At 49.0% G+C, this 24,241-nt stretch carries 22 protein-coding genes; 16 read left to right on the top strand and 6 right to left on the bottom strand.

Annotated features, from left to right (window positions below; all coding sequences use genetic code 11):
* Positions 1 to 690: 690 nt before the first annotated feature.
* Positions 691 to 1,599 (top strand): HNH endonuclease, encoded by a 909-nt coding sequence (locus RRF55_RS25200; RefSeq protein ID WP_001372261.1) that lies wholly within the window; start codon positions 691 to 693, stop codon positions 1,597 to 1,599.
* A 387-nt stretch (positions 1,600 to 1,986) separates the two neighbouring features.
* Here RRF55_RS25200 and copM read toward each other — a convergent pair whose 3' ends face one another.
* The 4 genes from copM to silR form a co-directional block, all read right to left on the bottom strand.
* Complete coding sequence (gene copM / locus RRF55_RS25195) at positions 1,987 to 2,337, bottom strand: CopM family metallochaperone (RefSeq protein WP_000694953.1); 351 nt, start codon at positions 2,335 to 2,337, stop codon at positions 1,987 to 1,989.
* A gap of 143 nt (positions 2,338 to 2,480) precedes the next feature.
* Positions 2,481 to 2,912, bottom strand: coding sequence for a silver-binding protein SilE (gene silE / locus RRF55_RS25190; RefSeq protein ID WP_000790483.1), 432 nt, complete (start codon positions 2,910 to 2,912; stop codon positions 2,481 to 2,483).
* Between the two features lie 250 nt (positions 2,913 to 3,162).
* Positions 3,163 to 4,638, bottom strand: a complete 1,476-nt coding sequence (gene silS, locus RRF55_RS25185) for a copper/silver sensor histidine kinase SilS (protein WP_000555737.1) — start codon at positions 4,636 to 4,638, stop codon at positions 3,163 to 3,165.
* Complete coding sequence (gene silR / locus RRF55_RS25180; protein ID WP_000697969.1) at positions 4,631 to 5,311, bottom strand: copper/silver response regulator transcription factor SilR; 681 nt, start codon at positions 5,309 to 5,311, stop codon at positions 4,631 to 4,633. Before silR ends, silS begins: the two co-directional genes overlap by 8 nt.
* A 189-nt stretch (positions 5,312 to 5,500) precedes the next feature.
* Between silR and silC the strand changes: the two genes are divergently transcribed.
* The 7 genes from silC to RRF55_RS25145 all read left to right on the top strand — a co-directional run bounded on the left by silC (position 5,501) and on the right by RRF55_RS25145 (position 15,170).
* The gene (silC, locus tag RRF55_RS25175) at positions 5,501 to 6,886 is read left to right on the top strand and encodes a Cu(+)/Ag(+) efflux RND transporter outer membrane channel SilC (protein ID WP_000475503.1); all 1,386 of its coding nucleotides are present in this window, start codon (positions 5,501 to 5,503) and stop codon (positions 6,884 to 6,886) included.
* A gap of 28 nt (positions 6,887 to 6,914) precedes the next feature.
* Positions 6,915 to 7,268: a cation efflux system protein CusF gene (cusF, locus tag RRF55_RS25170; RefSeq protein WP_001246153.1), complete on the top strand. Its 354-nt coding sequence runs from the start codon at positions 6,915 to 6,917 to the stop codon at positions 7,266 to 7,268.
* A gap of 113 nt (positions 7,269 to 7,381) precedes the next feature.
* On the top strand, positions 7,382 to 8,674 hold the full coding sequence (gene silB, locus RRF55_RS25165; protein WP_004098959.1) for a Cu(+)/Ag(+) efflux RND transporter periplasmic adaptor subunit SilB: 1,293 nt from the start codon (positions 7,382 to 7,384) through the stop codon (positions 8,672 to 8,674).
* A gap of 10 nt (positions 8,675 to 8,684) precedes the next feature.
* Positions 8,685 to 11,831 carry a Cu(+)/Ag(+) efflux RND transporter permease subunit SilA gene (gene silA / locus RRF55_RS25160; RefSeq protein WP_004098958.1) on the top strand — a complete coding sequence of 1,049 codons (3,147 nt, stop codon included), beginning with the start codon at positions 8,685 to 8,687 and terminating at the stop codon, positions 11,829 to 11,831.
* An 86-nt stretch (positions 11,832 to 11,917) separates the two neighbouring features.
* Positions 11,918 to 12,358: a DUF411 domain-containing protein gene (locus RRF55_RS25155; RefSeq protein ID WP_064152780.1), complete on the top strand. Its 441-nt coding sequence runs from the start codon at positions 11,918 to 11,920 to the stop codon at positions 12,356 to 12,358.
* A 126-nt stretch (positions 12,359 to 12,484) separates the two neighbouring features.
* Positions 12,485 to 14,932, top strand: coding sequence for an Ag(+)-translocating P-type ATPase SilP (gene silP / locus RRF55_RS25150; protein ID WP_004187133.1), 2,448 nt, complete (start codon positions 12,485 to 12,487; stop codon positions 14,930 to 14,932).
* A gap of 40 nt (positions 14,933 to 14,972) precedes the next feature.
* On the top strand, positions 14,973 to 15,170 hold the full coding sequence (locus RRF55_RS25145; protein WP_000843497.1) for a DUF2933 domain-containing protein: 198 nt from the start codon (positions 14,973 to 14,975) through the stop codon (positions 15,168 to 15,170).
* A gap of 33 nt (positions 15,171 to 15,203) precedes the next feature.
* On the opposite strand, the gene RRF55_RS25140 is transcribed toward RRF55_RS25145, so the two are convergent.
* Together RRF55_RS25140 and RRF55_RS25135 are read right to left on the bottom strand one after the other, a co-directional pair.
* Entirely contained in the window at positions 15,204 to 15,941 is a 738-nt protein-coding gene (locus RRF55_RS25140; RefSeq protein ID WP_000287501.1) for a peptidoglycan DD-metalloendopeptidase family protein, read from the bottom strand.
* A 288-nt stretch (positions 15,942 to 16,229) separates the two neighbouring features.
* Positions 16,230 to 16,679: a copper resistance protein gene (locus tag RRF55_RS25135; protein WP_001023257.1), complete on the bottom strand. Its 450-nt coding sequence runs from the start codon at positions 16,677 to 16,679 to the stop codon at positions 16,230 to 16,232.
* 233 nt (positions 16,680 to 16,912) lie between these two features.
* Between RRF55_RS25135 and pcoA the strand changes: the two genes are divergently transcribed.
* The 8 genes from pcoA (at position 16,913) to RRF55_RS25095 (ending at position 24,222) form a co-directional block, all read left to right on the top strand.
* Positions 16,913 to 18,730, top strand: coding sequence for a multicopper oxidase PcoA (gene pcoA, locus RRF55_RS25130; protein WP_000925242.1), 1,818 nt, complete (start codon positions 16,913 to 16,915; stop codon positions 18,728 to 18,730).
* 5 nt (positions 18,731 to 18,735) lie between these two features.
* Positions 18,736 to 19,626 (top strand): copper resistance outer membrane transporter PcoB, encoded by an 891-nt coding sequence (gene pcoB / locus RRF55_RS25125; RefSeq protein ID WP_001378118.1) that lies wholly within the window; start codon positions 18,736 to 18,738, stop codon positions 19,624 to 19,626.
* A gap of 39 nt (positions 19,627 to 19,665) precedes the next feature.
* Positions 19,666 to 20,046: a copper resistance system metallochaperone PcoC gene (gene pcoC / locus RRF55_RS25120; protein ID WP_000025662.1), complete on the top strand. Its 381-nt coding sequence runs from the start codon at positions 19,666 to 19,668 to the stop codon at positions 20,044 to 20,046.
* A gap of 55 nt (positions 20,047 to 20,101) precedes the next feature.
* The gene (pcoD, locus tag RRF55_RS25115) at positions 20,102 to 20,980 is read left to right on the top strand and encodes a copper resistance inner membrane protein PcoD (RefSeq protein WP_080821469.1); all 879 of its coding nucleotides are present in this window, start codon (positions 20,102 to 20,104) and stop codon (positions 20,978 to 20,980) included.
* Positions 20,981 to 21,034: 54 nt separating this feature from the next.
* Positions 21,035 to 21,715, top strand: a complete 681-nt coding sequence (gene pcoR / locus RRF55_RS25110) for a copper response regulator transcription factor PcoR (RefSeq protein ID WP_001188930.1) — start codon at positions 21,035 to 21,037, stop codon at positions 21,713 to 21,715.
* The gene (gene pcoS, locus RRF55_RS25105) at positions 21,712 to 23,112 is read left to right on the top strand and encodes a copper resistance membrane spanning protein PcoS (RefSeq protein ID WP_004152084.1); all 1,401 of its coding nucleotides are present in this window, start codon (positions 21,712 to 21,714) and stop codon (positions 23,110 to 23,112) included. The genes pcoR and pcoS overlap by 4 nt, the downstream gene beginning before the upstream one ends.
* Before the next feature lie 215 nt (positions 23,113 to 23,327).
* Positions 23,328 to 23,762, top strand: coding sequence for a hypothetical protein (locus RRF55_RS25100; RefSeq protein WP_016151366.1), 435 nt, complete (start codon positions 23,328 to 23,330; stop codon positions 23,760 to 23,762).
* 229 nt (positions 23,763 to 23,991) lie between these two features.
* Positions 23,992 to 24,222 carry a transposase gene (locus RRF55_RS25095; protein ID WP_071838905.1) on the top strand — a complete coding sequence of 77 codons (231 nt, stop codon included), beginning with the start codon at positions 23,992 to 23,994 and terminating at the stop codon, positions 24,220 to 24,222.
* Positions 24,223 to 24,241: the final 19 nt, after the last annotated feature.

Raw genomic sequence — 24,241 nt, 5'->3', positions numbered from 1 at the left:
ACACAACCCGCTACGGGGGAGACTTACCCGAAATCTGATTTATTCAACAAAGCCGTAATCTCCTGGTATGTACAAAGTATATATGCAGATGAAAAGGTGTTTGGATCTGACTGAGTGTAATTATAGTTCACGACTTATCTGCCAGCGGCTGAACTTCAGGTACAGGAATTCACGTTTATCACTCGTACCAGACTCTCCGGAGGACCAGGGGAATGACCGGGTCTGTTACGGTGAGGGAATCTGTAAACCTCAGGATTTTTGCCGGGAAAGTACGTATAACTGCTATCTTGATTAGTAAATGTTAAAATTTGTAGGTATCCACCCGTTAAACAAAATGATTAATATTTAAAAATACTCGTTGAGCACCCGTGCCGTAATAATGAAGTACATTAAAAACGTTATCCGGTCATGTGAAGCTGAGACCGTCTCTTCGTCATGTAAAATGCCGTACTTTCTTTGTCGTGAAGAATGACCGGGTTAAGTCCATAAGGTTGAGAGGAAGTCTGCTGATGTGATACGCTCAAGGCGAGATTTATCTCAGTGAGAACTCACGGCAACAAAAAGTTTTTGGACAACAAAACACAAAGTTGTTTTGGACTGTAGGAGTCCAAGAGACAATGACTTTACATACAACGCCGTGTAACGGATTTTACATTATTACAAATCCTGTGTTACAAGAGAGTTATGGACATGATTGAAAAAATATGTGAAGTAATTGATGGTGAATACGTCTGTGATATAGATATTAGCGTTGAAGAATGGAAGATTTTATTAAGGGATAAAAAAGTTTTTGATGACAAAAGTATTGCAGCGTTAAAAAAATGGTTCATTGAGCCAGACCATTCCTGTACATGTTTCGATATCGGCAAGAAGTACGACCTGCACAGTATGAGTGCTAATGGTGTAATCAATGGGTTGGGTGGAAGAGTTCAGAAGCAGCTTGGCCGATTCGAGGTTAAAGGAGTCGGAAAGATTGCTTCCGGGACAAAATTCATTACAGTCATGAAAAGTAGAGAAATTAAAGGAAACCCAAAGCGAAATTTATGGACTATCCGTGAAGAACTTGTTCAGGCAATAAAAGAACTAGATTTTTTTAGTACGAACGAAAGCTCAAGCATTGATTTTTACTCAGATAATGATTTGATCACTGCTCTAGAAGAAAGTAATCACTTTGACGTTACTCAGACATTTGAGTATAGCGAAAAAGCGAAACCTAAGAAAGCTGCAATAGAAGTCAAAAATGGACTCTCATACCCAAGAAGTAAATCTGTTTCAAAAAATGCGCTTAACAAAGCTGATTATAAATGTGAAATTAATTGCGACCATCCAACGTTCAGAAGGCGAAACTCTCCTCTAAATTACACAGAACCTCATCACATTGTCCCGATGTCAAAGCAAGACTATTTTGAGAATTCACTGGATGTGGAAGAGAATATCATATCACTATGTTGCAACTGCCATAAACAAATTCATCTTGGCAAGGGGTTTGAAGATATGTTGAGGAAAATATATGCCGAGCGGAAAGATGTATTAAAAAAAGCGGGAATCGAGATATTATTAGAGGATTTGATTCTTTTTTACAAGATGGAAGGTAATTAATCTTCGAGAAGATGCATGCTTATTTTTATTTTTTTAGCAATGAATGTGAAATACTGCCTGACTATCAATCCTGTCATGTGGTTCAGATTTATGGGGGAGGGTTTTAATATTTTACCAGCATGGCATGTCGATCAATCGGTTAAGTATAGCGCCAGGTAACCAGACGGATTTTCCCTCTCAGGCGGGAGTCGTTATCCATCGTCCAGTACCTGATTAAAAGTAGGGGTAATTACAAGAAAATTAAATTGTATGACTATTATTTCCGTTCAGAAAAGAAAGTTACATTAAAAACCCGAAATTGTTCGGGTTTTTAATTAGTTAAGTGCTATATATTTTCGTGTCCGGGGGTACCCTAAGAGGGTGCGCAAGACAACACTCCAATGTTCATTATTTATGACTGTCAAGCCATTTATTCATCTGCTCAATTTCACCTTTTTGAGCTTTAATGATGTCCTGCGCAAGCTTTCTCATTTCGGGATCTTTTCCGTATTTGAGCTCGGTCTCAGCCATTGCGATTGCCCCTTCATGGTGTGCGATCATACCTTTTGCAAAGGCCTTATCGGGATTGGATTCATTAACGGCGGCCATCATTTTTTCATGCATATTTTTCATGCCAGCCATATATTCCTGTGATGATGCCGATGAGTGCATATCTGACATTTTCATTTCCGAATGTTCAGCAGAAATGGCTGGCAGGGATAACATTAATATTACAAAAAGGGTGTTTTTGATTTTCATATAATAATTCCTTTCAGACAGGTACCGGTTAAGTGTAGCTGAGTCAGACAAAAAAGCCCCCTGACGGGGGGCAAAAATGTAGCAACGTTGTTTCAGGAAAATCTATCAGGGAAAAGGTAACAGCACGGATACTACCGTCGCATTCAGCCTGCATTGATCATGCGGCGGTGCGCTTCGGCCATGGCCTGATGTGGGCCGGATTGCCCGTTATTCATGAATTCATGGGCAACCGCTGCTCTTTCATGCTCATTCATCGCCGCGTAAGACGTTGACGGGACGGTCGTGGATACCGTGTTATTTCCCATCATCTTCTGATGACTTTCCACCATTTTCTGGTGCGCATCCGCCGAGCCGTTCGTCATGGTCTCATGAGCAATAATGGCCTGTTCATGCTGGTCCATACCGGTCATACGAGGAGCAGTCCCCTGGATCCCGACAGGAGCCGCAGCAGACTGCATCTGGTGAGCAGGAGCCTGTGCATTGTTGACGCGATCATGGATATTCACGGTTTCAGTGGCCCAGGCCGATGAAATTAAACCAAAGCCCAGCAAAGATGCTAATACGATATTTTTCATGATAACTCTCCATTTCTGAATTAGTGATGTCCGGGGAAGTACAACCGGTGTTTTCAGTTCCATAACTGAAACAAGTTCGGCAGCGTTTATTTCTCCGGAAGAGGGCTGGATATTCATTTCCTGGCGTACTCTGACGCCGGGTATTGATGAAGCAATCCAGCCTTCCTGATAAGTTGCACTAATTATATTGAATGGCTTCTGTTTGCTGCATGACAGGCTAATGACATCTTTGTCATTTACATCTTTATTTTCAGCATTGGGTTTCCGGGATCATTTTCTCCAGTCTGGGCACGGATAAGATAAAACGCGTGGAGCGTACGTCTGATTCCACCTGCACTCTTCCGTGATGTGCTTCCACGATTGACTTCACAATCGCAAGGCCGATGCCGCTGCCTTCTCCTTTTCGTTGTCTGGATGGATCCACCCGATAAAAACGGTCAAACAGCCTTGATAAATGTTCTTCAGGGATCGGTTTCCCCGGATTTTCAATCACAAGGTCAAAAAAGCTCTCCTGCTCTCTTATTGAGACGGTGATTGCCTGTCCCTCCGGGGTATAACGCAGGGCATTGGATAACAGATTATTGATCGCCCTTCTGAACATTTGTGGATCTCCCTCAACCAGGCAGGGCATCCCGTTAAATTTGAGCGTGATATTGCGTTCTTCGGCCCAGGCTTCGAAAAACTCGAAGACTTTCATGACTTCCGCTCTGAGGTCAAACATGACCCTGTCAGGTATCAGCTGATTATTATCTGCCTGTGCCAGGAACAGCATATCGCTGACCATTTTGGTCATCCGGTTATACTCTTCAAGACTGGAATAGAGGACATCCTCAAGTTCCCTCTGTGTTCGATCCTGACTCAGTGCGATTTCAGTCTGCGTCACCAGATTGGTGATGGGCGTTCTGATCTCATGCGCGATATCGGCAGAGAAATTGGCCTGGCGGGTAAAGACATCCTCAATTTTTCCAATCATATGATTGAACGAGATAACCAGTTGCTCCAGCTCAATGGGAACGCGTGTCGGTTCCAGTCGCGCATCAAGATTCTCGGAGGTGATGTTTTTAATGGCATTGCTGACATTACGAAGGGGCAGGTGCCCCTGACGGACAGCGATTCGAATGATCAGAACAATCAACAGGCTTATCACGACGGCAATCGCAATCAGGTTCTTTTTCAGCGCATCGAGGTAATGGAGATGGAAATTAATGGATAGGCCAGTCAGCATGACATAGTTCTGCTGTTTGCCCTGAAATATCGCCTGACCAGAGGAGGCGATAATCCTGTATGTTTCCATCTTCATTTCGGACCCGGTATCCATCGGTCCCGCAGGATCCTCCACCGTCCAGAGAAAGACATCCCGTGCGCGGCTGTGCTCGCTAAAATCTGCTGAATTCACTGCCGGGCGTAGTGCCGCCCCCTGAGCTGAGCTAAAGAGCACTTCACCCCTGGGATTGAGGAGCAAAAGGGCAACGTTGCGGTAGCTGGCAATTGATTCCTTTATTTTGCTTATTTTTTTATCATCCGGATCCACCGGGGACTGCAGTATACGGTTCAGTGTGGTGCTGATTTGTTGAAGATCGCTGACATCCTGCTCGGCAAAATGATTTTCAACAGAATGCAGCATAAACCAGGTGAAGGCGATAAAAGCCAGTATCGTGGACAGGCTGATAAAAAAGGTCAGCCGCAGAGCGAGTGAGAAAGGGCGTCTGGAAGGTTTGCTATGCATCCGGGACCTCCAGCATGTAGCCCACGCCCCGGACTGTCTGGATCAGCTTTGTCCCGTAATCGTTGTCTATTTTAGCGCGGAGTCGCTTTACTGCGACATCGATCGCATTAGTGTCGCTGTCAAAATTCATGTCCCAGACCTGAGAGGCAATCAGGGAGCGGGGAAGAACCTCTCCCTGATGGCGAATGAAGAATTCCAGCAGGCTGAACTCTTTACTGGTGAGCACAATGCGGTTTCCGGCGCGACTGACTTTTCTGGATACGAGATCAATCGAGAGGTCAGCCACCTTAAACTGGCTTTCCGTGATCATCGTGTTTCCCCGCCTCAGAAGGGTTCTCACCCGGGCGAGCAGTTCGGCAAACGCAAAGGGTTTAACCAGATAATCGTCCGCACCCAGTTCCAGTCCTTTGACCCTATGTTCGATCGTGCCGAGGGCTGTCAGCAGTAAGACCGGCATACCCTTTCCGGCAGTGCGCAGCATGCGGATGATATCCCAGCCGTTCACATCAGGTAGCATGATATCCAGAATGACTAAATCATACTCGGCTGTCATGGCGAGATGATATCCGGTAAGACCATTATCAGCGTGATCCACTACGAACCCTGCCTCTGTAAGCCCTTTGCTGAGATATTCACCTGTTTTAATTTCGTCTTCGACGATCAATATTTTCATCTTGCTCCCCGGCTGGCTGCTAATGTCATTCTATTGCGCCCACGATCGTTATCAACGGATTACAGCAAAAATGACAACATTGTCATTATCCTGTCACCCGGCAAACAGAGAGCGTTAGGTAAAGTACCCCTATCAATACTCTGGACTTCATTTGAACCATTTACCAGGTCTGCCTGGACGAGAAGCGTTATGTTCAAATTAAAATTACTCAGCATTAGCACGATATTCATCCTGGCAGGCTGCGTGTCGCTTGCGCCTGAATATCAGCGGCCCGCAGCACCGGTACCCCAGCAGTTTTCACTGTCCCATAACAGCCTGACGCCAGCGGTAAATGGCTATCAGGATACGGGCTGGCGTAACTTTTTTGTCGATCCCCAGGTTACCCGGTTGATCGGTGAAGCTCTGACTAATAACCGTGATTTGAGAATGGCTGCCCTGAAGGTTGAAGAGGCCCGAGCCCAGTTCAACGTCACGGATGCAGATCGTTATCCCCAGCTGAATGCCTCATCCGGGATAACATACAGCGGTGGTCTGAAAGGTGACAAGCCGACCACACAGGAGTACGACGCGAGACTGGAGCTCAGCTATGAGCTCGATTTTTTCGGCAAACTTAAGAACATGAGTGATGCTGACCGCCAGAACTACTTTGCCAGCGAAGAAGCCCGTCGGGCCGTACACATCCTGCTGGTCTCCAACGTTTCACAGAGCTATTTCAGCCAGCAACTGGCGTACGAACAACTCCGTATTGCGCGGGAAACGCTGAAAAATTATGAACAGTCCTATGCTTTCGTTGAGCAACAGCTCGTGACCGGGAGTACGAACGTTCTGGCACTTGAACAGGCGAGAGGACAAATCGAAAGTACCCGCGCCGAAATAGCCAAACGAGAAGGCGATCTGGCTCAGGCAAACAATGCCCTGCAACTGGTGCTGGGAACGTACCGCGCACTTCCGTCAGAAAAAGGGATGAAAGGCGGGGAGATCGCACCAGTAAAATTGCCACCAAATCTATCTTCACAAATTTTGCTGCAGCGACCGGATATTATGGAAGCGGAATATCAGCTGAAAGCGGCTGATGCCAATATTGGCGCAGCGCGAGCGGCCTTTTTCCCCTCCATTACCCTGACCAGTGGTCTTTCCGCAAGCAGTACGGAGCTGTCAAGCCTGTTTACGTCAGGAAGTGGAATGTGGAATTTTATCCCTAAAATTGAAATTCCTATTTTTAATGCTGGCAGGAATAAAGCCAATCTGAAGCTGGCTGAAATTCGCCAGCAACAATCGGTGGTTAATTACGAACAAAAAATTCAGTCAGCCTTTAAGGATGTTTCCGACACGCTTGCGCTGCGCGACAGCCTTAGCCAGCAACTTGAGTCACAGCAGCGTTATCTTGATTCACTTCAGATAACTCTCCAGCGTGCCAGAGGATTATATGCAAGTGGTGCTGTCAGTTACATCGAAGTGCTGGATGCAGAACGTTCCCTCTTCGCTACGCAGCAAACCATTCTCGATCTTACCTATTCCCGACAGGTTAACGAAATTAATCTGTTTACCGCGCTGGGTGGCGGTTGGGTAGAGTAAATTTATTTAATTAATCAGGAAATTAAAAATGCGTAATTCACTTAAAGCCGTTTTATTTGGTGCCTTCTCTGTCATGTTTTCTGCCGGTCTTCATGCTGAAACACATCAGCATGGCGATATGAATGCTGCCAGTGATGCTTCGGTACAGCAGGTTATCAAGGGCACCGGTGTCGTTAAAGACATTGATATGAATAGTAAAAAGATTACCATTTCGCACGAAGCAATCCCTGCGGTGGGCTGGCCTGCAATGACCATGCGCTTCACTTTTGTTAATGCAGACGACGCTATCAATGCCCTGAAAACCGGCAACCATGTCGATTTCTCGTTTATTCAGCAGGGCAATATCTCCTTACTCAAAAGCATTAACGTTACGCAATCCTGATTATCAGTCCGGAGCGAATACATCCAGTGCGCCTGAACATTCATTAAGGGATTACTGTGAATGAATGATCGGGCGCATATGCCAGGTGTTTTGATTTTTCAGCGAGAAATTGTATGGCTTCTTTAAAGATAAAATATGCTGCAATAATTATCAGCAGCCTCATAGCAGGGGGGCTGATATCGGTTACTGCCTGGCAGTATGTAAACTCATCACAAAAAACAGTACAAACCGAACAAAAGGCACCGGAGCGAAAGGTACTTTTCTGGTATGACCCGATGAAACCGGATACCAAATTTGATAAACCCGGAAAATCTCCCTTTATGGATATGGACCTGGTGCCAAAATATGCTGATGAAAGCGGCGATAAAAGCAGTGGCGGGATCCGTATCGATCCAACGCAGGTTCAGAATCTGGGATTAAAAACGCAAAAAGTCACGCGAGGAATGCTGAATTATTCTCAGACAATCCCGGCTAATGTCAGTTACAACGAGTATCAGTTTGTCATTGTGCAGGCGCGCTCTGACGGTTTCGTCGAAAAAGTGTATCCCCTGACGATTGGCGATCATGTGAAGAAAGGCACTCCGCTTATCGATATCACCATTCCTGAATGGGTTGAGGCACAAAGTGAGTTCCTGCTGTTATCCGGTACAGGCGGTACGTCAACCCAGATAAAAGGGGTTCTGGAGCGACTTCGTCTGGCTGGTATGCCGGAAGAGGATATTCAAAGGCTGCGTTCAACCCGCACAATCCAGACCCGTTTTACCATTAAAGCACCTATTGATGGTGTCATTACTGCGTTTGACCTGCGCACCGGAATGAATATTTCGAAAGATAAAGTAGTGGCTCAGATTCAGGGGATGGACCCGGTCTGGATCAGCGCTGCAGTGCCAGAATCTATCGCATATCTGCTGAAAGATACGTCGCAGTTTGAAATTTCGGTACCGGCTTATCCGGATAAAACATTCCATGTCGAAAAATGGAACATTCTTCCCAGCGTGGATCAGACAACCCGTACGCTTCAGGTCCGTCTCCAGGTTTCTAATAAGGATGAGTTTCTCAAGCCGGGCATGAATGCCTATCTGAAACTGAATACCAAGAGCCAGGAGATGCTGCTGATACCAAGCCAGGCCGTTATCGATACCGGCAAAGAACAGCGCGTGATTACTGTTGATGATGAAGGCAAGTTTGTGCCGAAACAGATCCACGTTCTGCATGAATCACAGCAACAGTCCGGCATCGGTTCCGGCCTGAATGAAGGCGATACCGTGGTGGTCAGTGGCCTGTTCCTCATTGACTCCGAAGCCAATATTACGGGCGCGCTGGAACGTATGCGCCACCCTGAAAAAACAGAAAGCAGTATGCCAGCAATGTCTGACCAGCCTGTAAATATGCATTCAGGGCACTGAGGAGACGACGATGATTGAATGGATTATCCGGCGCTCTGTCGCCAACCGTTTCCTGGTCATGATGGGCGCACTGTTTCTCAGCATCTGGGGTACATGGACGATTATTAACACGCCGGTCGATGCCTTGCCTGACCTGTCAGATGTGCAGGTCATTATCAAAACCAGCTATCCCGGCCAGGCCCCGCAGATTGTAGAAAACCAGGTCACCTATCCACTTACCACCACCATGCTGTCCGTACCTGGCGCAAAAACCGTGCGTGGTTTTTCACAGTTCGGGGATTCGTATGTGTATGTCATTTTTGAAGACGGCACCGATCTGTACTGGGCCCGTTCCCGCGTGCTGGAATATCTGAATCAGGTTCAGGGAAAACTGCCTGCCGGTGTGAGCTCTGAAATCGGTCCTGATGCCACGGGTGTGGGCTGGATTTTTGAATATGCCCTTGTCGATCGCAACGGAAAACACGACCTTTCAGAACTGCGCTCTCTGCAGGACTGGTTCCTGAAATTTGAGCTGAAAACCATCCCGAACGTGGCTGAGGTCGCTTCGGTTGGCGGCGTGGTGAAACAGTACCAGATTCAGGTCAATCCGGTAAAACTGTCCCAGTACGGTATCAGCCTGCCCGAAGTGAAACAGGCACTTGAATCGTCTAACCAGGAGGCCGGTGGCTCATCCGTTGAAATGGCCGAAGCGGAGTATATGGTCCGTGCCAGCGGTTATCTTCAGAGCATTGATGATTTTAATAACATCGTCCTGAAAACAGGTGAGAACGGCGTGCCGGTTTATCTGCGGGATGTTGCCCGCGTGCAGACCGGGCCCGAAATGAGGCGTGGTATTGCCGAGCTGAACGGCCAGGGAGAAGTCGCTGGCGGCGTGGTGATCCTGCGGTCGGGTAAAAATGCGCGCGACGTTATCACGGCAGTGAGGGATAAACTGGAGACGCTGAAGGCCAGCCTGCCGGAAGGCGTTGAAATCGTGACCACCTACGATCGCAGCCAGTTAATCGACCGGGCGATTGATAACCTCAGTTACAAGCTTCTTGAAGAGTTTATCGTTGTTGCTGTCGTTTGCGCACTGTTCCTCTGGCATGTCCGTTCTGCCCTGGTGGCGATTATTTCTCTGCCACTTGGCCTGTGTATCGCCTTTATCGTCATGCACTTCCAGGGACTGAACGCCAATATCATGTCGCTGGGAGGGATAGCGATTGCCGTCGGTGCGATGGTGGATGCCGCCATTGTGATGATTGAAAATGCGCACAAACGGCTTGAGGAGTGGGATCATCAGCATCCGGGTGAGCAGATTGACAACGCCACCCGCTGGAAGGTGATTACCGACGCCTCCGTGGAAGTGGGACCCGCGTTGTTCATTAGCCTGCTGATCATCACCCTGTCCTTTATTCCTATCTTTACCCTGGAAGGGCAGGAAGGTCGTCTGTTTGGCCCGCTGGCATTCACGAAAACGTACTCCATGGCGGGAGCGGCCGCACTGGCCATCATCGTCATTCCTATTCTGATGGGATTCTGGATCCGGGGGAAAATTCCTGCCGAGACAAGTAACCCCCTGAACCGGGTGCTGATCAAAGCGTATCATCCTTTGCTGCTGCGGGTCCTCCACTGGCCAAAAACAACCCTGCTGGTTGCGGCCTTGTCCATTTTCACGGTTATCTGGCCACTGAGTCAGGTGGGCGGTGAATTTCTGCCGAAGATTAACGAGGGCGATCTGCTGTATATGCCGTCGACCTTGCCTGGCGTCTCTCCGGCAGAAGCTGCAGCGCTCCTGCAGACAACAGACAAGTTAATCAAAAGCGTTCCTGAAGTGGCTTCTGTATTTGGCAAGACCGGTAAAGCAGAGACCGCAACGGATTCCGCGCCGCTCGAAATGGTGGAAACCACGATCCAGCTCAAACCTGAGGATCAGTGGCGTCCCGGCATGACAATTGACAAGATTATTGATGAACTCGACAGGACAGTCCGTTTACCGGGTCTGGCAAACCTCTGGGTGCCGCCTATCCGTAACCGTATTGATATGCTCTCAACCGGGATCAAAAGCCCGATAGGTATCAAAGTGTCCGGGACTGTTCTGTCCGATATCGACGCGACGGCGCAGAGTATCGAGGCGGTAGCCAAAACCGTGCCTGGCGTGGTGTCTGTCCTGGCTGAGCGACTTGAGGGCGGGCGCTACATCGATATCGATATCAACCGGGAGAAAGCTTCCCGGTACGGGATGACTGTGGGCGACGTCCAGCTGTTCGTCTCTTCAGCAATCGGTGGGGCTATGGTGGGTGAGACGGTTGAAGGCGTGGCCCGGTACCCTATTAACATTCGCTATCCGCAGGATTACCGTAACAGTCCGCAGGCGTTGAGAGAGATGCCAATCCTGACCCCAATGAAGCAGCAAATTACGCTGGGCGATGTTGCCGATATTAAGGTCGTTTCCGGACCAACCATGCTGAAAACCGAAAATGCCCGGCCAGCCAGCTGGATTTATGTTGATGCCCGCGGCAGGGACATGGTGTCGGTGGTGAACGATATTAAGACGGCCATCAGTGAGAAAGTGAAACTGAGACCGGGGACCAGTGTGGCATTCTCAGGACAGTTTGAATTACTCGAGCACGCCAATAAGAAATTAAAACTGATGGTACCGATGACGGTGATGATCATCTTCATCCTGTTATATCTGGCATTCCGCCGGGCTGATGAGGCCTTACTTATTCTGATGAGCCTGCCGTTTGCCCTGGTTGGCGGGATATGGTTCCTGTACTGGCAGGGCTTCCATATGTCAGTGGCGACCGGAACCGGGTTTATCGCCCTGGCCGGGGTGGCAGCAGAGTTTGGCGTGGTCATGCTGATGTATCTGCGTCATGCCATTGAAGCGCACCCGGAATTGTCCCGTAAAGAGACGTTCACACCGGAAGGCCTTGATGAAGCCCTCTATCATGGTGCCGTACTGCGTGTCCGGCCGAAAGCCATGACCGTGGCGGTGATCATTGCGGGTCTGCTGCCAATACTCTGGGGAACCGGTGCAGGTTCAGAAGTCATGAGCCGTATCGCGGCACCCATGATTGGTGGGATGATCACGGCTCCGCTGCTGTCCCTGTTCATTATTCCTGCCGCCTACAAATTAATCTGGCTGCGCAGACATAAAAAAAGCGTGTCCTGAACCTGAAAGGGCACCCCCTGTGGGTGTCCTTCTTTACTGATTCACCCTGAAGTCAGGGTTTATATCGATAATATACAGAGGTGAGTATGAAAAAAGTGGTTCTAATGGCGCTGGCTCTCGGCCTTTCACTACCCGCGATGGCGAGTGAAAAAGTCATTGATATGTACAAATCTGAAAACTGTGGCTGTTGTTCCCTGTGGGGCAAAGCGATGGAAAAAGACGGGTTTGAAGTACGAACTCACGTCATGAATGATCAGGCGCTGTCAGCCCTGAAAGAAAAGCATGCTATTCCTGCAGGACTACGAAGTTGTCATACCGCGGTTGCCGGTAATTTGATCATTGAAGGCCATGTGCCTGCGACAACGATACATAAGGCAATGCAGTCTGGTTCGGTTATATACGGTCTCGCCACCCCCGGTATGCCAGCAGGAAGTCCTGGAATGGAGATGGGAGCCCGAAAAGAGGCTTACGATGTTATCGCATTCTCACCGGATGGAAGTAAAAAAGTCTTCCAGCGAATCGAATAGTCAGCGGAACGGCTGATAACGGGACGCCGGTAGCAGGCACTCCTGTGCCGGCGATATTCGTGGTAATCGCATCCATGACATACCCTGAAGACAGAAGATGCTTCGGTATGCATAAGGAGAGTTACTGTGAAAAATGACAATGCAGTGCAACACAACAACCAGACTGCTTCTGAGCAGACATTATCCCCGGACGAGGGCCACGTATTGCATAAGGTGAGAGATCCCGTGTGCGGGATGGCCATCCTGCCCGACAGGGCGCACAGCAGCATTCGATACCAGGACCACCAACTTTATTTCTGCTCCGCCAGCTGTGAGAGTAAATTTAAAGCCCATCCCGATCGTTATCTTACCGAAGATGCCAGTGAACATTCCCATCACCATCACCACGATCATCACGAAGTCAGCCCTGATCAGATAAAACAGCCTCACAACCAGGCGGAAAAAGAGAATTCTGAAGGTGTGTGGACATGTCCGATGCACCCGGAGATACGCCGCAGTGGTCCCGGAAGCTGTCCTGTCTGTGGAATGGCACTGGAGCCGCTCGTAGCTACGGCATCCACGGGGCCGAGTGATGAACTTCACGACATGACAAGACGCTTCTGGCTGGGGTTGTTGCTGGCGTTTCCGGTTCTGGTACTCGAAATGGGATCTCATCTGTTTCCCGACTTGAGGAATACAGTACCGCCACAGTACAACACATGGCTGCAGTTGCTTCTGGCCTCCCCTGTCGTGTTGTGGTGTGGCTGGCCATTCTTCGCCCGGGCCGGAATGTCGTTACGTAACCGCTCCCTGAATATGTTTACCCTTGTTGCAATGGGGACCGGCGTAGCCTGGGTTTACAGCGTCATTGCAACCGTCTTCCCCTCCTGGTTTCCTGCATCGTTCAGAAACATGGATGGCCTGGTGGCCGTTTATTTTGAAGCCGCAGCAGTTATTACGGTGCTTGTTCTGCTGGGACAGGTTCTTGAGCTGCGGGCACGGGAACAAACCTCAGGCGCCATTACTGCGCTTCTGAACCTTGCCCCCAAAACCGCCAGACGGCTGGATCATGACGGTCATGAAACGGATATTAATGCGGAAGATGTCCTGCCTGGCGATAAGCTCCGCATCAGACCTGGAGAGAGTATTCCGGTCGACGGTATCGTGATCGAAGGCAAAACAACCGTTGATGAATCGATGGTGACCGGGGAGTCTATGCCGGTTACCAAAACGAAGGGTGACCCTGTCATTGGGGGGACGATTAATCAGACAGGTAGTCTTATCATCCGTGCAGAGAAAGTCGGTGATGAAACGATGCTCTCACGAATTGTTCAGATGGTCGCTGATGCACAGCGTTCGCGTGCCCCCATCCAGAGAATGGCAGACAGCGTTTCAGGCTGGTTTGTTCCTCTGGTGATACTTATCGCGGTTGTTGCTTTCTTGATCTGGTCTGTCTGGGGGCCCGAGCCCAGGATGGCGCACGGTCTCATTGCGGCTGTGTCGGTCCTGATTATTGCCTGTCCCTGCGCGCTGGGACTGGCCACGCCGATGTCGATAATGGTGGGGGTGGGCAAAGGCGCCCAGGCCGGGGTGTTAATCAAGAATGCCGAAGCCCTTGAGCGTCTTGAAAAAGTGGACACGCTGGTTGTCGACAAAACAGGCACGCTCACGGAAGGTTCGCCTACGGTGACAGGGATTATCAGTCTCAGTCCGGGTGGGGAAATATCTCTTTTACGTGTAACAGCTGCAGTGGAAAAAGGTTCGCAGCATCCGTTGGGTATGGCTGTTGTCAGAGCCGCGCATGAAAAGGGGATCGTGATACCTGCCGTCAGTAATTTCAATGCCCCGTCGGGGAAAGGTGTCTCAGGCGATGTCGAAGGTCAACGGGTTGTTATTGGTAATGAACTGGCTATGCAGGAAAACAGTATCGTTATTGATAATCAAAAGGCCGTTGCGGATACGTTGCGGATGGAAGGCGCTACCGTTATCTATGTGGCCACAGACGGGAACCTTGCAGGCCTGATAGCTATCTCGGATCCCGTGAAAGCAACCACGCCGGATGCGCTTAAAGCTTTGCGTCAGGCGGGGATCCGCATTGTTATGCTCACCGGGGATAACCAGCTTACTGCTGAAGCAGTCGCACGGAAACTGGGAATAGATGAGGTTGAAGCCGGGATTCTGCCGGATGGCAAAAAAGCAGTGATAACCCGACTGAAAGCGTCTGGCCATGTGGTTGCGATGGCCGGAGACGGTGTGAATGATGCCCCGGCGCTGGCAGCGGCTGACGTGGGAATAGCCATGGGAACGGGTACAGATGTGGCAATTGAAAGTGCCGGAGTCACCCTTCTCAAAGGCGACTTGATGATACTGAACAGGGCCCGTCATCTGTCAGAAATCACCATGAAAAATATCCGACAGAATCTGTTTTTTGCATTTATCTACAACGCACTTGGCGTGCCTGTGGCTGCAGGCCTGCTTTATCCTGTGTATGGAATACTGCTGTCGCCAGTTATTGCGGCGGCGGCCATGGCTCTTTCCTCCGTCAGCGTCATTGTGAATGCGTTGCGTCTGAAAAGTGTCAGGCTCGGGAAATAACACTGAGTGAAGGGGCTGTTACGAACAGAAGGAGTCCAGTATGAAAAGTACCACCTATGCGCTTATTGCTGTCGCCGCGATCGCGGCATTTGCCCTCCTGCGCGAACACTGGTCACATGTGGCAGGTTACTGGCCATATCTGTTATTGCTGGTCTGCCCGCTAATGCATCTTTTCCACGGCCACGGAGGGCATGGAGATCATCAACATCAAGGAAGTGAAAACGATAAAAAAAATTAATCCGGCAGACGGGGCCGCGTCGCGGCCCCGTTATCAGTCCAGGTATCGTTCGTAGTCTCTGGCATGCGCAAAGGCATGCTGTTCAAGTTTGTTATCAGCGGGTGCCGCTGCCCGGAACGCCAGTGAGTTAACAGGATTGTTATTGATGACCAGCTCGTAATGCAGATGAGGACCGGATGAACGTCCGCTGTTACCGGATAACGCAATAGCGCCTCCCCGGGTAACCCTGGCCCCTTTAGTAACGAGTATTTTATTGAGGTGGAGATAGCGAGTTTTAACACCGGCTTTTCCTGTTACTTCAACAAAATATCCCATGGTGCTGTTGTATTCGGCCCGGGTGATTTTTCCGTCGATGACGCTGACTATTTTCGTGTTCATGGGCATGGAATAATCAATGCCATTATGGGGACTCACTTTTCCCGATACCGGGTTAAGTCTTGCAGGATTGAAAGGCGAACTGAGTCTTGCTGTGGCCGGTAACGGATAATCGAGACTGCCTTTCCCGGAAGTATCGGAAAGGTTATAGAACTTTTTATCTGATATACGATACGCCGTGTAATTAAATGAACCGGACGTAAATTTATAGGCCACGACACGTGATTTTCCCGCTTTCTTTTGCAGTACGAGTTTTAATGATTCATTTTTTTTCAAATGCCGCAGATTAAACCGGGAAGGCAAGGAGCGCTGAAGAGTAGCGATCTCGTTCGATTCCAGCCCCGAGCGGGTGGCTGAAAGGTAGGCATTTTCTTTTACGACATCGGTAGAATACATTTACTGGAATTCGCCGTTAGCATGAACACTGCGGCGTATGCTAGGGGTTTTCAGGAGGCGTGTCATCTGTCAGTTAATCGGGAGCACCGTTGATGGTCGTCATTTTTGTAACATATCTTGTTTCCCGTTTGCTCCTGAAGCTCTGGGAACTGTATGACCAGCCCGACGGTGATGATTAACGGGACTGAAACAGGTTACGGCAGAGCAATATGGGGCTCATGTCCTGCTACGTAACCCGTCAGTAAAGCCCTGCTGCGCACCTGACGCTAAGCACTAACCCGCCTGCAGTTACCTGGTCGAATACAGCCCGCGAAGCTTTCTTGCCTGCGTCTGATGTGCTTCCGCACCGGCATTATTGACCTGCTCATGCACGAGAGCGGCTTTTTCTCCGGCATTCAGTTCGTTAAAAGAAGAAGACGAGGTCTTTGAATTTGCATCACTGCCGGACAGCATTTTTTTATGTTCCTCAATCATTTTCTGATGCGCATAGGACGCGCTGTTGTTCATAAATGAATGAGCAACAATGGCCCTTTCATGTTCATTCATTTCAGAGAATGAGGGCGTGTTGTTTTTATTAACCCTGTCCGGTAAGTTTTCATGCGTCGAGGAGTTCACATGACTGACGGCTGAGGCATTATTAACAAATCGATGTGCTTCATGGGCAATATCACTGGACTGAGCAAAAGCTGCCCCACAAAATAAAGCTGTAAACGCAGTGGTCGTGATTAATATATTCATGTGTAATTACCTTCTGAGGTACATAAAAGATGTCCTTATGATCATATATAAAAAAATCAACCTGTGGGGAAGATGACGTAAATGTAATACAGCCACGTACATTACACGATTGTAATGAATTTGTTTCTTAAGGTGTGCTAGATTCATTTCATTGTAAGTGGATGAACCAGTAATTTAATTTAAATCGGTTCTCGAATTCTGTCAGTAACCATACTTTAAATAAGGGAATGCGCATGCTGTTGAAAACGTCTCGACGAACTTTCCTGAAGGGGTTAACCCTCTCTGGCGTAGCCGGAAGTCTTGGCGTATGGAGTTTCAATGCGCGTTCCAGTCTGAGCCTGCCAGTTGCCGCGTCCCTGCAGGGTACTCAGTTTGACCTGACCATTGGTGAAACGGCCGTCAATATCACGGGCAGTGAGCGTCAGGCCAAAACAATCAATGGAGGCCTGCCGGGGCCCGTTCTTCGCTGGAAAGAAGGTGACACCATTACCCTGAAGGTCAAAAACCGTCTTAATGAACAGACGTCCATTCACTGGCACGGCATTATTCTTCCGGCCAATATGGATGGTGTTCCGGGGCTGAGTTTTATGGGCATAGAGCCTGATGATACCTACGTTTACACCTTTAAGGTTAAGCAGAACGGGACTTACTGGTACCACAGCCATTCCGGTCTGCAGGAACAGGAGGGGGTATACGGTGCCATTATCATCGATGCCAGGGAGCCAGAACCGTTTGCTTACGATCGTGAGCATGTGGTCATGTTGTCTGACTGGACCGATGAAAATCCTCACAGCCTGCTGAAAAAATTAAAAAAACAGTCGGATTACTACAATTTCAATAAACCAACCGTTGGCTCTTTTTTCCGCGACGTGAATACCAGGGGGCTGTCAGCCACCATTGCCGATCGGAAAATGTGGGCTGAAATGAAAATGAATCCGACTGACCTCGCGGATGTCAGTGGCTACACCTACACCTATCTCATGAACGGGCAGGCCCCGCTGAAAAACTGGACCGGACTGTTCCGTCCCGGTGAAAAGATACGCTTACGGTTTATCAACGGCTCGGCAATGACCTATTTCGATATCCGTATCCCCGGGCTGAAAATGACGGTCGTGGCTGCAGATGGCCAGTATGTAAACCCGGTTACCGTTGACGAATTCAGGATTGCCGTTGCCGAAACCTATGATGTCATTGTGGAGCCTCAGGGTGAGGCCTATACCATCTTCGCACAATCCATGGACAGGACCGGTTACGCTCGAGGGACACTGGCCACGAGAGAGGGGTTAAGTGCTGCCGTTCCCCCCCTCGATCCCCGTCCTCTGTTGACCATGGAAGATATGGGTATGGGGGGAATGGGACATGATATGGCAGGAATGGACCACAGCCAGATGGGAGGCATGGATAACAGCGGAGAGATGATGTCTATGGACGGTGCTGACCTTCCGGATAGCGGGACATCCTCCGCGCCCATGGATCACAGCAGCATGGCCGGTATGGATCATTCCCGGATGGCCGGAATGCCGGGTATGCAAAGTCATCCTGCGTCAGAAACGGATAACCCACTGGTTGATATGCAGGCGATGAGCGTCTCTCCGAAATTAAATGATCCGGGTATTGGTCTTCGAAATAACGGAAGAAAGGTTCTCACGTACGCGGATTTGAAAAGCCGCTTTGAGGATCCTGACGGACGTGAACCTGGCCGTACCATAGAACTGCATTTAACCGGCCACATGGAAAAGTTTGCCTGGTCATTTAACGGAATCAAGTTTTCAGATGCCGCACCGGTGCTGCTGAAATACGGTGAGCGGCTCAGGATCACGCTGATCAACGATACCATGATGACTCACCCCATTCACCTGCATGGTATGTGGAGCGATCTGGAAGATGAAAACGGTAATTTCATGGTTCGTAAACACACAATAGATGTTCCCCCTGGTACAAAACGCAGTTACAGAGTGACAGCAGATGCGCTTGGCCGCTGGGCGTATCACTGCCATTTGCTCTATCACATGGAAATGGGAATGTTTCGTGAAGTCCGGGTGGAGGAATGATGCGAATGAAGAGAAATTTGAAGGCCATACCTGTTCTGGTCGCCGGTTTGTTTACCTCACAGCTTTCTATTGCGGCGGGCTCCGTCTCTGCAGATCCCCACGCCGGGCACGACATGTCTGCCATGCAGATGCCAGCAGATGAGAATTTCACTGAGATGACGTCAATGGAGCCCATTGTAACTGAGAGCAGAACGCCAATTCCGCCTGTTACCGATGCCGACCGGAAGGCTGCATTCGGCAATTTACAGGGGCATGCGATTCACGACAGTGCGATTAATTATCTGGTTCTGCTGGATCAACTGGAATGGCAACGGTCGGATAACACCAACAATTTCAGCTGGAGTGTTAACAGCTGGATTGGAGGCGACACAGATCGGATTTGGCTAAAGAGTGAAGGTGAACGAAGCAATGGGGAAACGGAGGCGGCTGAAGCGCAGTTACTCTGGGGACATGCGGTTGGCCCATGGTGGGATTTGGTTGCGGGTGTCAGGCAGGATTTCAGACCTGCTTCTGCCCGGACCTGGGCTGCTGTCGGTTTTCAGGGGCTGGCACTCTATAATTTTGAGTCTGAAATTACGGGTTTTGTCAGTAATGGCGGAAAAGCAGCCCTTCGTCTGGGAGGAGAATACGACGTTTTACTGACTAACCGGCTCATACTCCAGCCATCCTATGAGGTGAATTTCTACAGTCAGGATGATGAATCGCGGGGTCGCGGCAGGGGACTGACTGACACAGAGCTGGGGCTCCGGCTGCGCTATGAAATACGCCGTGAGTTTGCACCCTATATAGGCGTTTCCTGGAATCAACTTTACGGGAAAACATCCGATATGGCGAAAAGAGAAGGTGAGAAAGACCATCAGGTAGTATTCCTGGCGGGAGCCAGAATCTGGTTTTAACGCACTGATATAAAACACTCAACTAAACAGGTAAATAAAATGTCGATTTTAAATAAAGCCATTCTTACAGGTGGCCTCGTTATGGGCGTTGCTTTCTCTGCTATGGCCCATCCGGAATTAAAAAGCTCTGTGCCACAGGCTGATTCAGCCGTAGCGGCCCCGGAAAAGATTCAGCTTAATTTCTCGGAAAATCTGACCGTGAAATTCTCAGGTGCAAAATTAACGATGACGGGTATGAAAGGCATGTCATCACATTCTCCGATGCCGGTCGCGGCAAAAGTGGCGCCAGGCGCTGACCCTAAATCGATGGTCATTATTCCGCGAGAGCCTTTACCCGCTGGCACTTATCGTGTTGACTGGCGCGCGGTTTCTTCAGATACGCACCCTATTACCGGTAATTACACCTTTACAGTGAAGTAATATTATGAACGACCTGATTATGATTGTTATTCGTTTTCTTCTTTATCTGGATTTGATGGTAATATTTGGATTGCCATTTTTTCAGATATATGGAATAAGCGGTGTCAGACATGAAACCTATAACCTGACTAATTTCAGGTCGTTTATAACCTTTGCTGTTGTTACAGGCATCATTCTTACTGGCATTAATATGCTCCTGGTATCTAATGCCATGAGTGGAGTAACTGACCTCAGAGAATTATCCATCCATGTTATCGAGATGGTGATAGAAGAAACTGATGTGGGTATTAGCTGGATTGTCAGGCTCTGTGCCCTGTTTACCACACTCGGTGCTTTGTTCCTTTACACTAATAAGAGAGTATTGTCCTGCCTGCTGATGACGATGAGTGGGGGCGTGGCGCTGGCTACACTTGCCTGGGGAGGACACGCCGTTATGCATGACGGTCTGCATTACTATCTCCATTTACTGAGCGATCTGACCCATCTCGGCGCTGCAGGTGCCTGGACAGGTGCTCTGGTTGCATTTGCTATCCTGCTGATGCGCAGAAACGAGCATAATGCACAGAGCGTCATTGTGATATCTGACTCCCTGGCAAAATTTGCCACGGCAGGAACGGTGATTGTTGTAGCCCTGATCCTGAGTGCGCTGGTCAACTATCTGTATATTGCTGAGGGTAACTTAACTCCCTTATTCAACAGTTCCTGGGGGAGGATATTGCTTGCCAAGACGGCTCTGTTTGTTCTGATGCTTCTTCTGGCTGCAGCAAACCGGTTTCACCTGGGTCCCCGGCTTGAAGTTATGGTCAGGGAAGGGAATTATGATCGCAGCGTTGCCCTGATGCGAAACAGCATCCTGACAGAATTCGTTGTTGCGATTATCATTCTGGGCGCCGTAGCGTGGCTTGGAATGCTTGCTCCGTCTCAGATCAGCTAGGGGACAGCCAAAGCTCATGCGTGAGATTTTTACTTTCATATCAGCGAGTTGACCATGCAGCGTATTTTAATCGTTGAAGACGAACAAAAAACAGGTCGTTACCTGCAGCAGGGACTGGTTGAGGAAGGCTATCAGGCCGATCTCTTTAATAATGGCCGCGATGGTCTCGGGGCCGCGTCGAAGGGACAGTATGATTTGATAATACTGGACGTGATGCTGCCTTTCCTCGACGGGTGGCAAATCATCAGCGCACTGAGGGAGTCCGGGCACGAAGAACCGGTCCTGTTTTTAACCGCAAAGGACAACGTGCGGGACAAAGTGAAAGGACTGGAGCTTGGCGCAGATGACTACCTGATTAAGCCCTTTGATTTTACGGAGCTGGTTGCACGTGTAAGAACCCTACTGCGCCGGGCACGCTCGCAGGCCGCAACAGTCTGCACCATCGCCGATATGACCGTTGATATGGTGCGCCGGACCGTGATCCGTTCGGGGAAGAAGATCCATCTCACCGGTAAAGAATACGTTCTGCTTGAGTTGCTGCTGCAACGCACCGGAGAAGTGTTACCCAGGAGTCTTATCTCGTCCCTGGTCTGGAACATGAATTTTGACAGTGATACGAATGTGATTGATGTCGCCGTGAGACGTCTGAGAAGTAAAATTGATGATGACTTTGAGCCAAAACTGATCCATACCGTTCGCGGTGCCGGATATGTCCTGGAGATCAGAGAAGAGTGAGGTTCAAAATTTCCCTGACCACACGCCTGAGCCTGATTTTTTCTGCGGTGATGCTTACGGTATGGTGGTTATCAAGTTTTATCCTGATTAGCACCCTGAATGGCTATTTCGATAATCAGGACCGCGATTTTCTGACAGGTAAACTTCAGCTCACCGAAGAGTTTCTTAAAACAGAGACGTTCCGGAACAAAACGGATATTAAGTCATTATCAGAAAAAATAAACGATGCGATGGTAGGGCACAATGGTTTATTCATTTCTATAAAAAACATGGAAAATGAAAAAATTGTTGAACTCTATGCCAAAAATTCTGTTGTTCCAGCGGTCCTGCTTAATAAGTCGGGTGATATTCTCGACTATATGATCCAGACGGAAGAAAATAACACCGTGTACCGCAGTATCTCGCGGCGGGTTGCCGTGACGCCGGAACAGGGTAAAAGCAAACATGTCATCATTACGGTTGCCACGGATACTGGGTATCACACCCTGTTTATGGACAAACTCAGTACCTGGCTGTTCTGGTTCAATATCGGTCTGGTCTTTATTTCTGTTTTTCTGGGCTGGCTGACCACACGTATTGGTCTGAAACCGTTACGGGAAATGACCAGTCTGGCTTCCTCCATGACTGTACACAGCCTGGATCAGCGTCTAAATCCCGATCTGGCTCCGCCGGAAATCTCTGAGACCATGCAGGAGTTCAATAATATGTTTGATCGCCTGGAGGGGGCATTCCGGAAACTGTCAGATTTCTCGTCTGACATCGCGCATGAGCTGCGCACACCAGTCAGTAATCTGATGATGCAGACGCAGTTTGCACTGGCTAAGGAAAGGGATGTTTCGCATTACCGCGAAATTTTATTCGCTAACCTGGAAGAACTGAAAAGGTTGTCACGAATGACCAGTGACATGCTTTTTCTGGCACGTTCAGAGCATGGTCTGCTGCGGCTGGATAAACATGATGTGGATCTGGCAGCCGAACTGAATGAATTACGTGAGTTGTTCGAGCCCCTGGCAGACGAAACAGGAAAGACAATCACGGTTGAAGGAGAGGGCGTTGTTGCCGGAGACAGCGATATGCTCCGACGTGCTTTCAGTAACCTGCTTTCCAATGCAATCAAGTATTCTCCCGATAACACCTGTACAGCGATACACATTGAGCGTGACAGTGACTGTGTGAACGTGATGATTACGAATACGATGTCCGGCCAGGTTCCCGCTAATCTGGAACGTTTGTTTGACCGGTTCTATCGCGCAGACTCATCAAGGTTCTACAACACGGAAGGCGCGGGGCTGGGATTATCAATTACAAGATCGATCATTCATGCTCACGGCGGCGAGCTGTCAGCAGAACAGCAGGGGCGGGAAATTGTGTTCAGTGTGCGTCTGTTAATGGATTAATACCGTTATTCAGGAGAAACCCGGAAGGTGACAAAAATGTCATCGTTCAGTCACGCGATAAACAGAGGCGGTTTTTTATAATCAGCCATAAATCAGGACAGCGTGATAATTCAATCGCCCGGTTCCTGGCGTGATGATCAACCAGCCCTGAGATCAAATGCTTTCTCTGTTATAAGCATTGATTGTTCGGGTATGAAAACACCGGAGACCCAACCATGAAAAAGATCCTTGTATCCTTTATTGCCATGATGGCTGTCGCTTCATCTGCCTGGGCTGCAGAGACAATGAACATGCATGACCAGGTAAATAATGCCCAGGCGCCTGCCCATCAGATGCAATCATCCGCTGAAAAAAGTGCAGTTCAGGGGGAGAGCATGAAAATGATGGATATGAGCGGTCACGATCAGGCCGCAATGTCCCATGAAATGATGCAAAACGGCAATTCTGCTGCCCATCAGGACATGGCTGAAATGCATAAAAAAATGATGAAATCCAAACCTGAGAACACCCAAGAAACTGCTAAGCCATTTTCCGAAATGAACGAGCATGAGAAAGCCGCTGTTGTGCATGAGAAGGCGAATAATGGTCTATCTTCCGTTATTCATCAGCAGCAGGCTGAAAAGCATCGCAGCCAGATCACCCAGAATTAACCCGCAGCTCCACTTGTCAGACCCTCATTTGACGCCGAAGTCACTGGCTTACGCTCCCGTCCGGGAGCGTTTTTTTCCCATATATCAAACTTTAACTCTGAAGAGGTGGAAGTATCTGACCAACACTGTCACGTAACGCCAGATAACTGTAAGCGTCGTCTCAGCACCGTCTGGCAGATCCTGATATTCCTGAGAGGATAGTGGACACCAAATATGGTGGACGCTATCCATGAAATCATTAACCGCAGTGCGTAAAAAAAGCCCTAATTATCCCGTTGAGTTCAAAATCAAAATGGTTGAACTCTCGCATCGACCAGAGATCTCCGTAGCGCAACTCGCTCGTGAGCATGGGGTCAACGATAATTTGCTGTTCAAGTGGCGTCAGTACTGGCGCGAAGGAAAACTACGTCCTCCTTCAACAACAGTAAGCGTCGTCTCAGCACCGTCTGGCAGATCCTGATATTCCTGAGAGGATAGTG

It is taken from the genome of Klebsiella sp. K47, assembly GCF_051858335.1.
Taxonomy (GTDB): Bacteria; Pseudomonadota; Gammaproteobacteria; order Enterobacterales; family Enterobacteriaceae; genus Klebsiella; species Klebsiella pneumoniae.
Note: the sequence above shows the minus strand (reverse complement) of the source record. Positions and strands in the feature narration are given on the sequence as shown.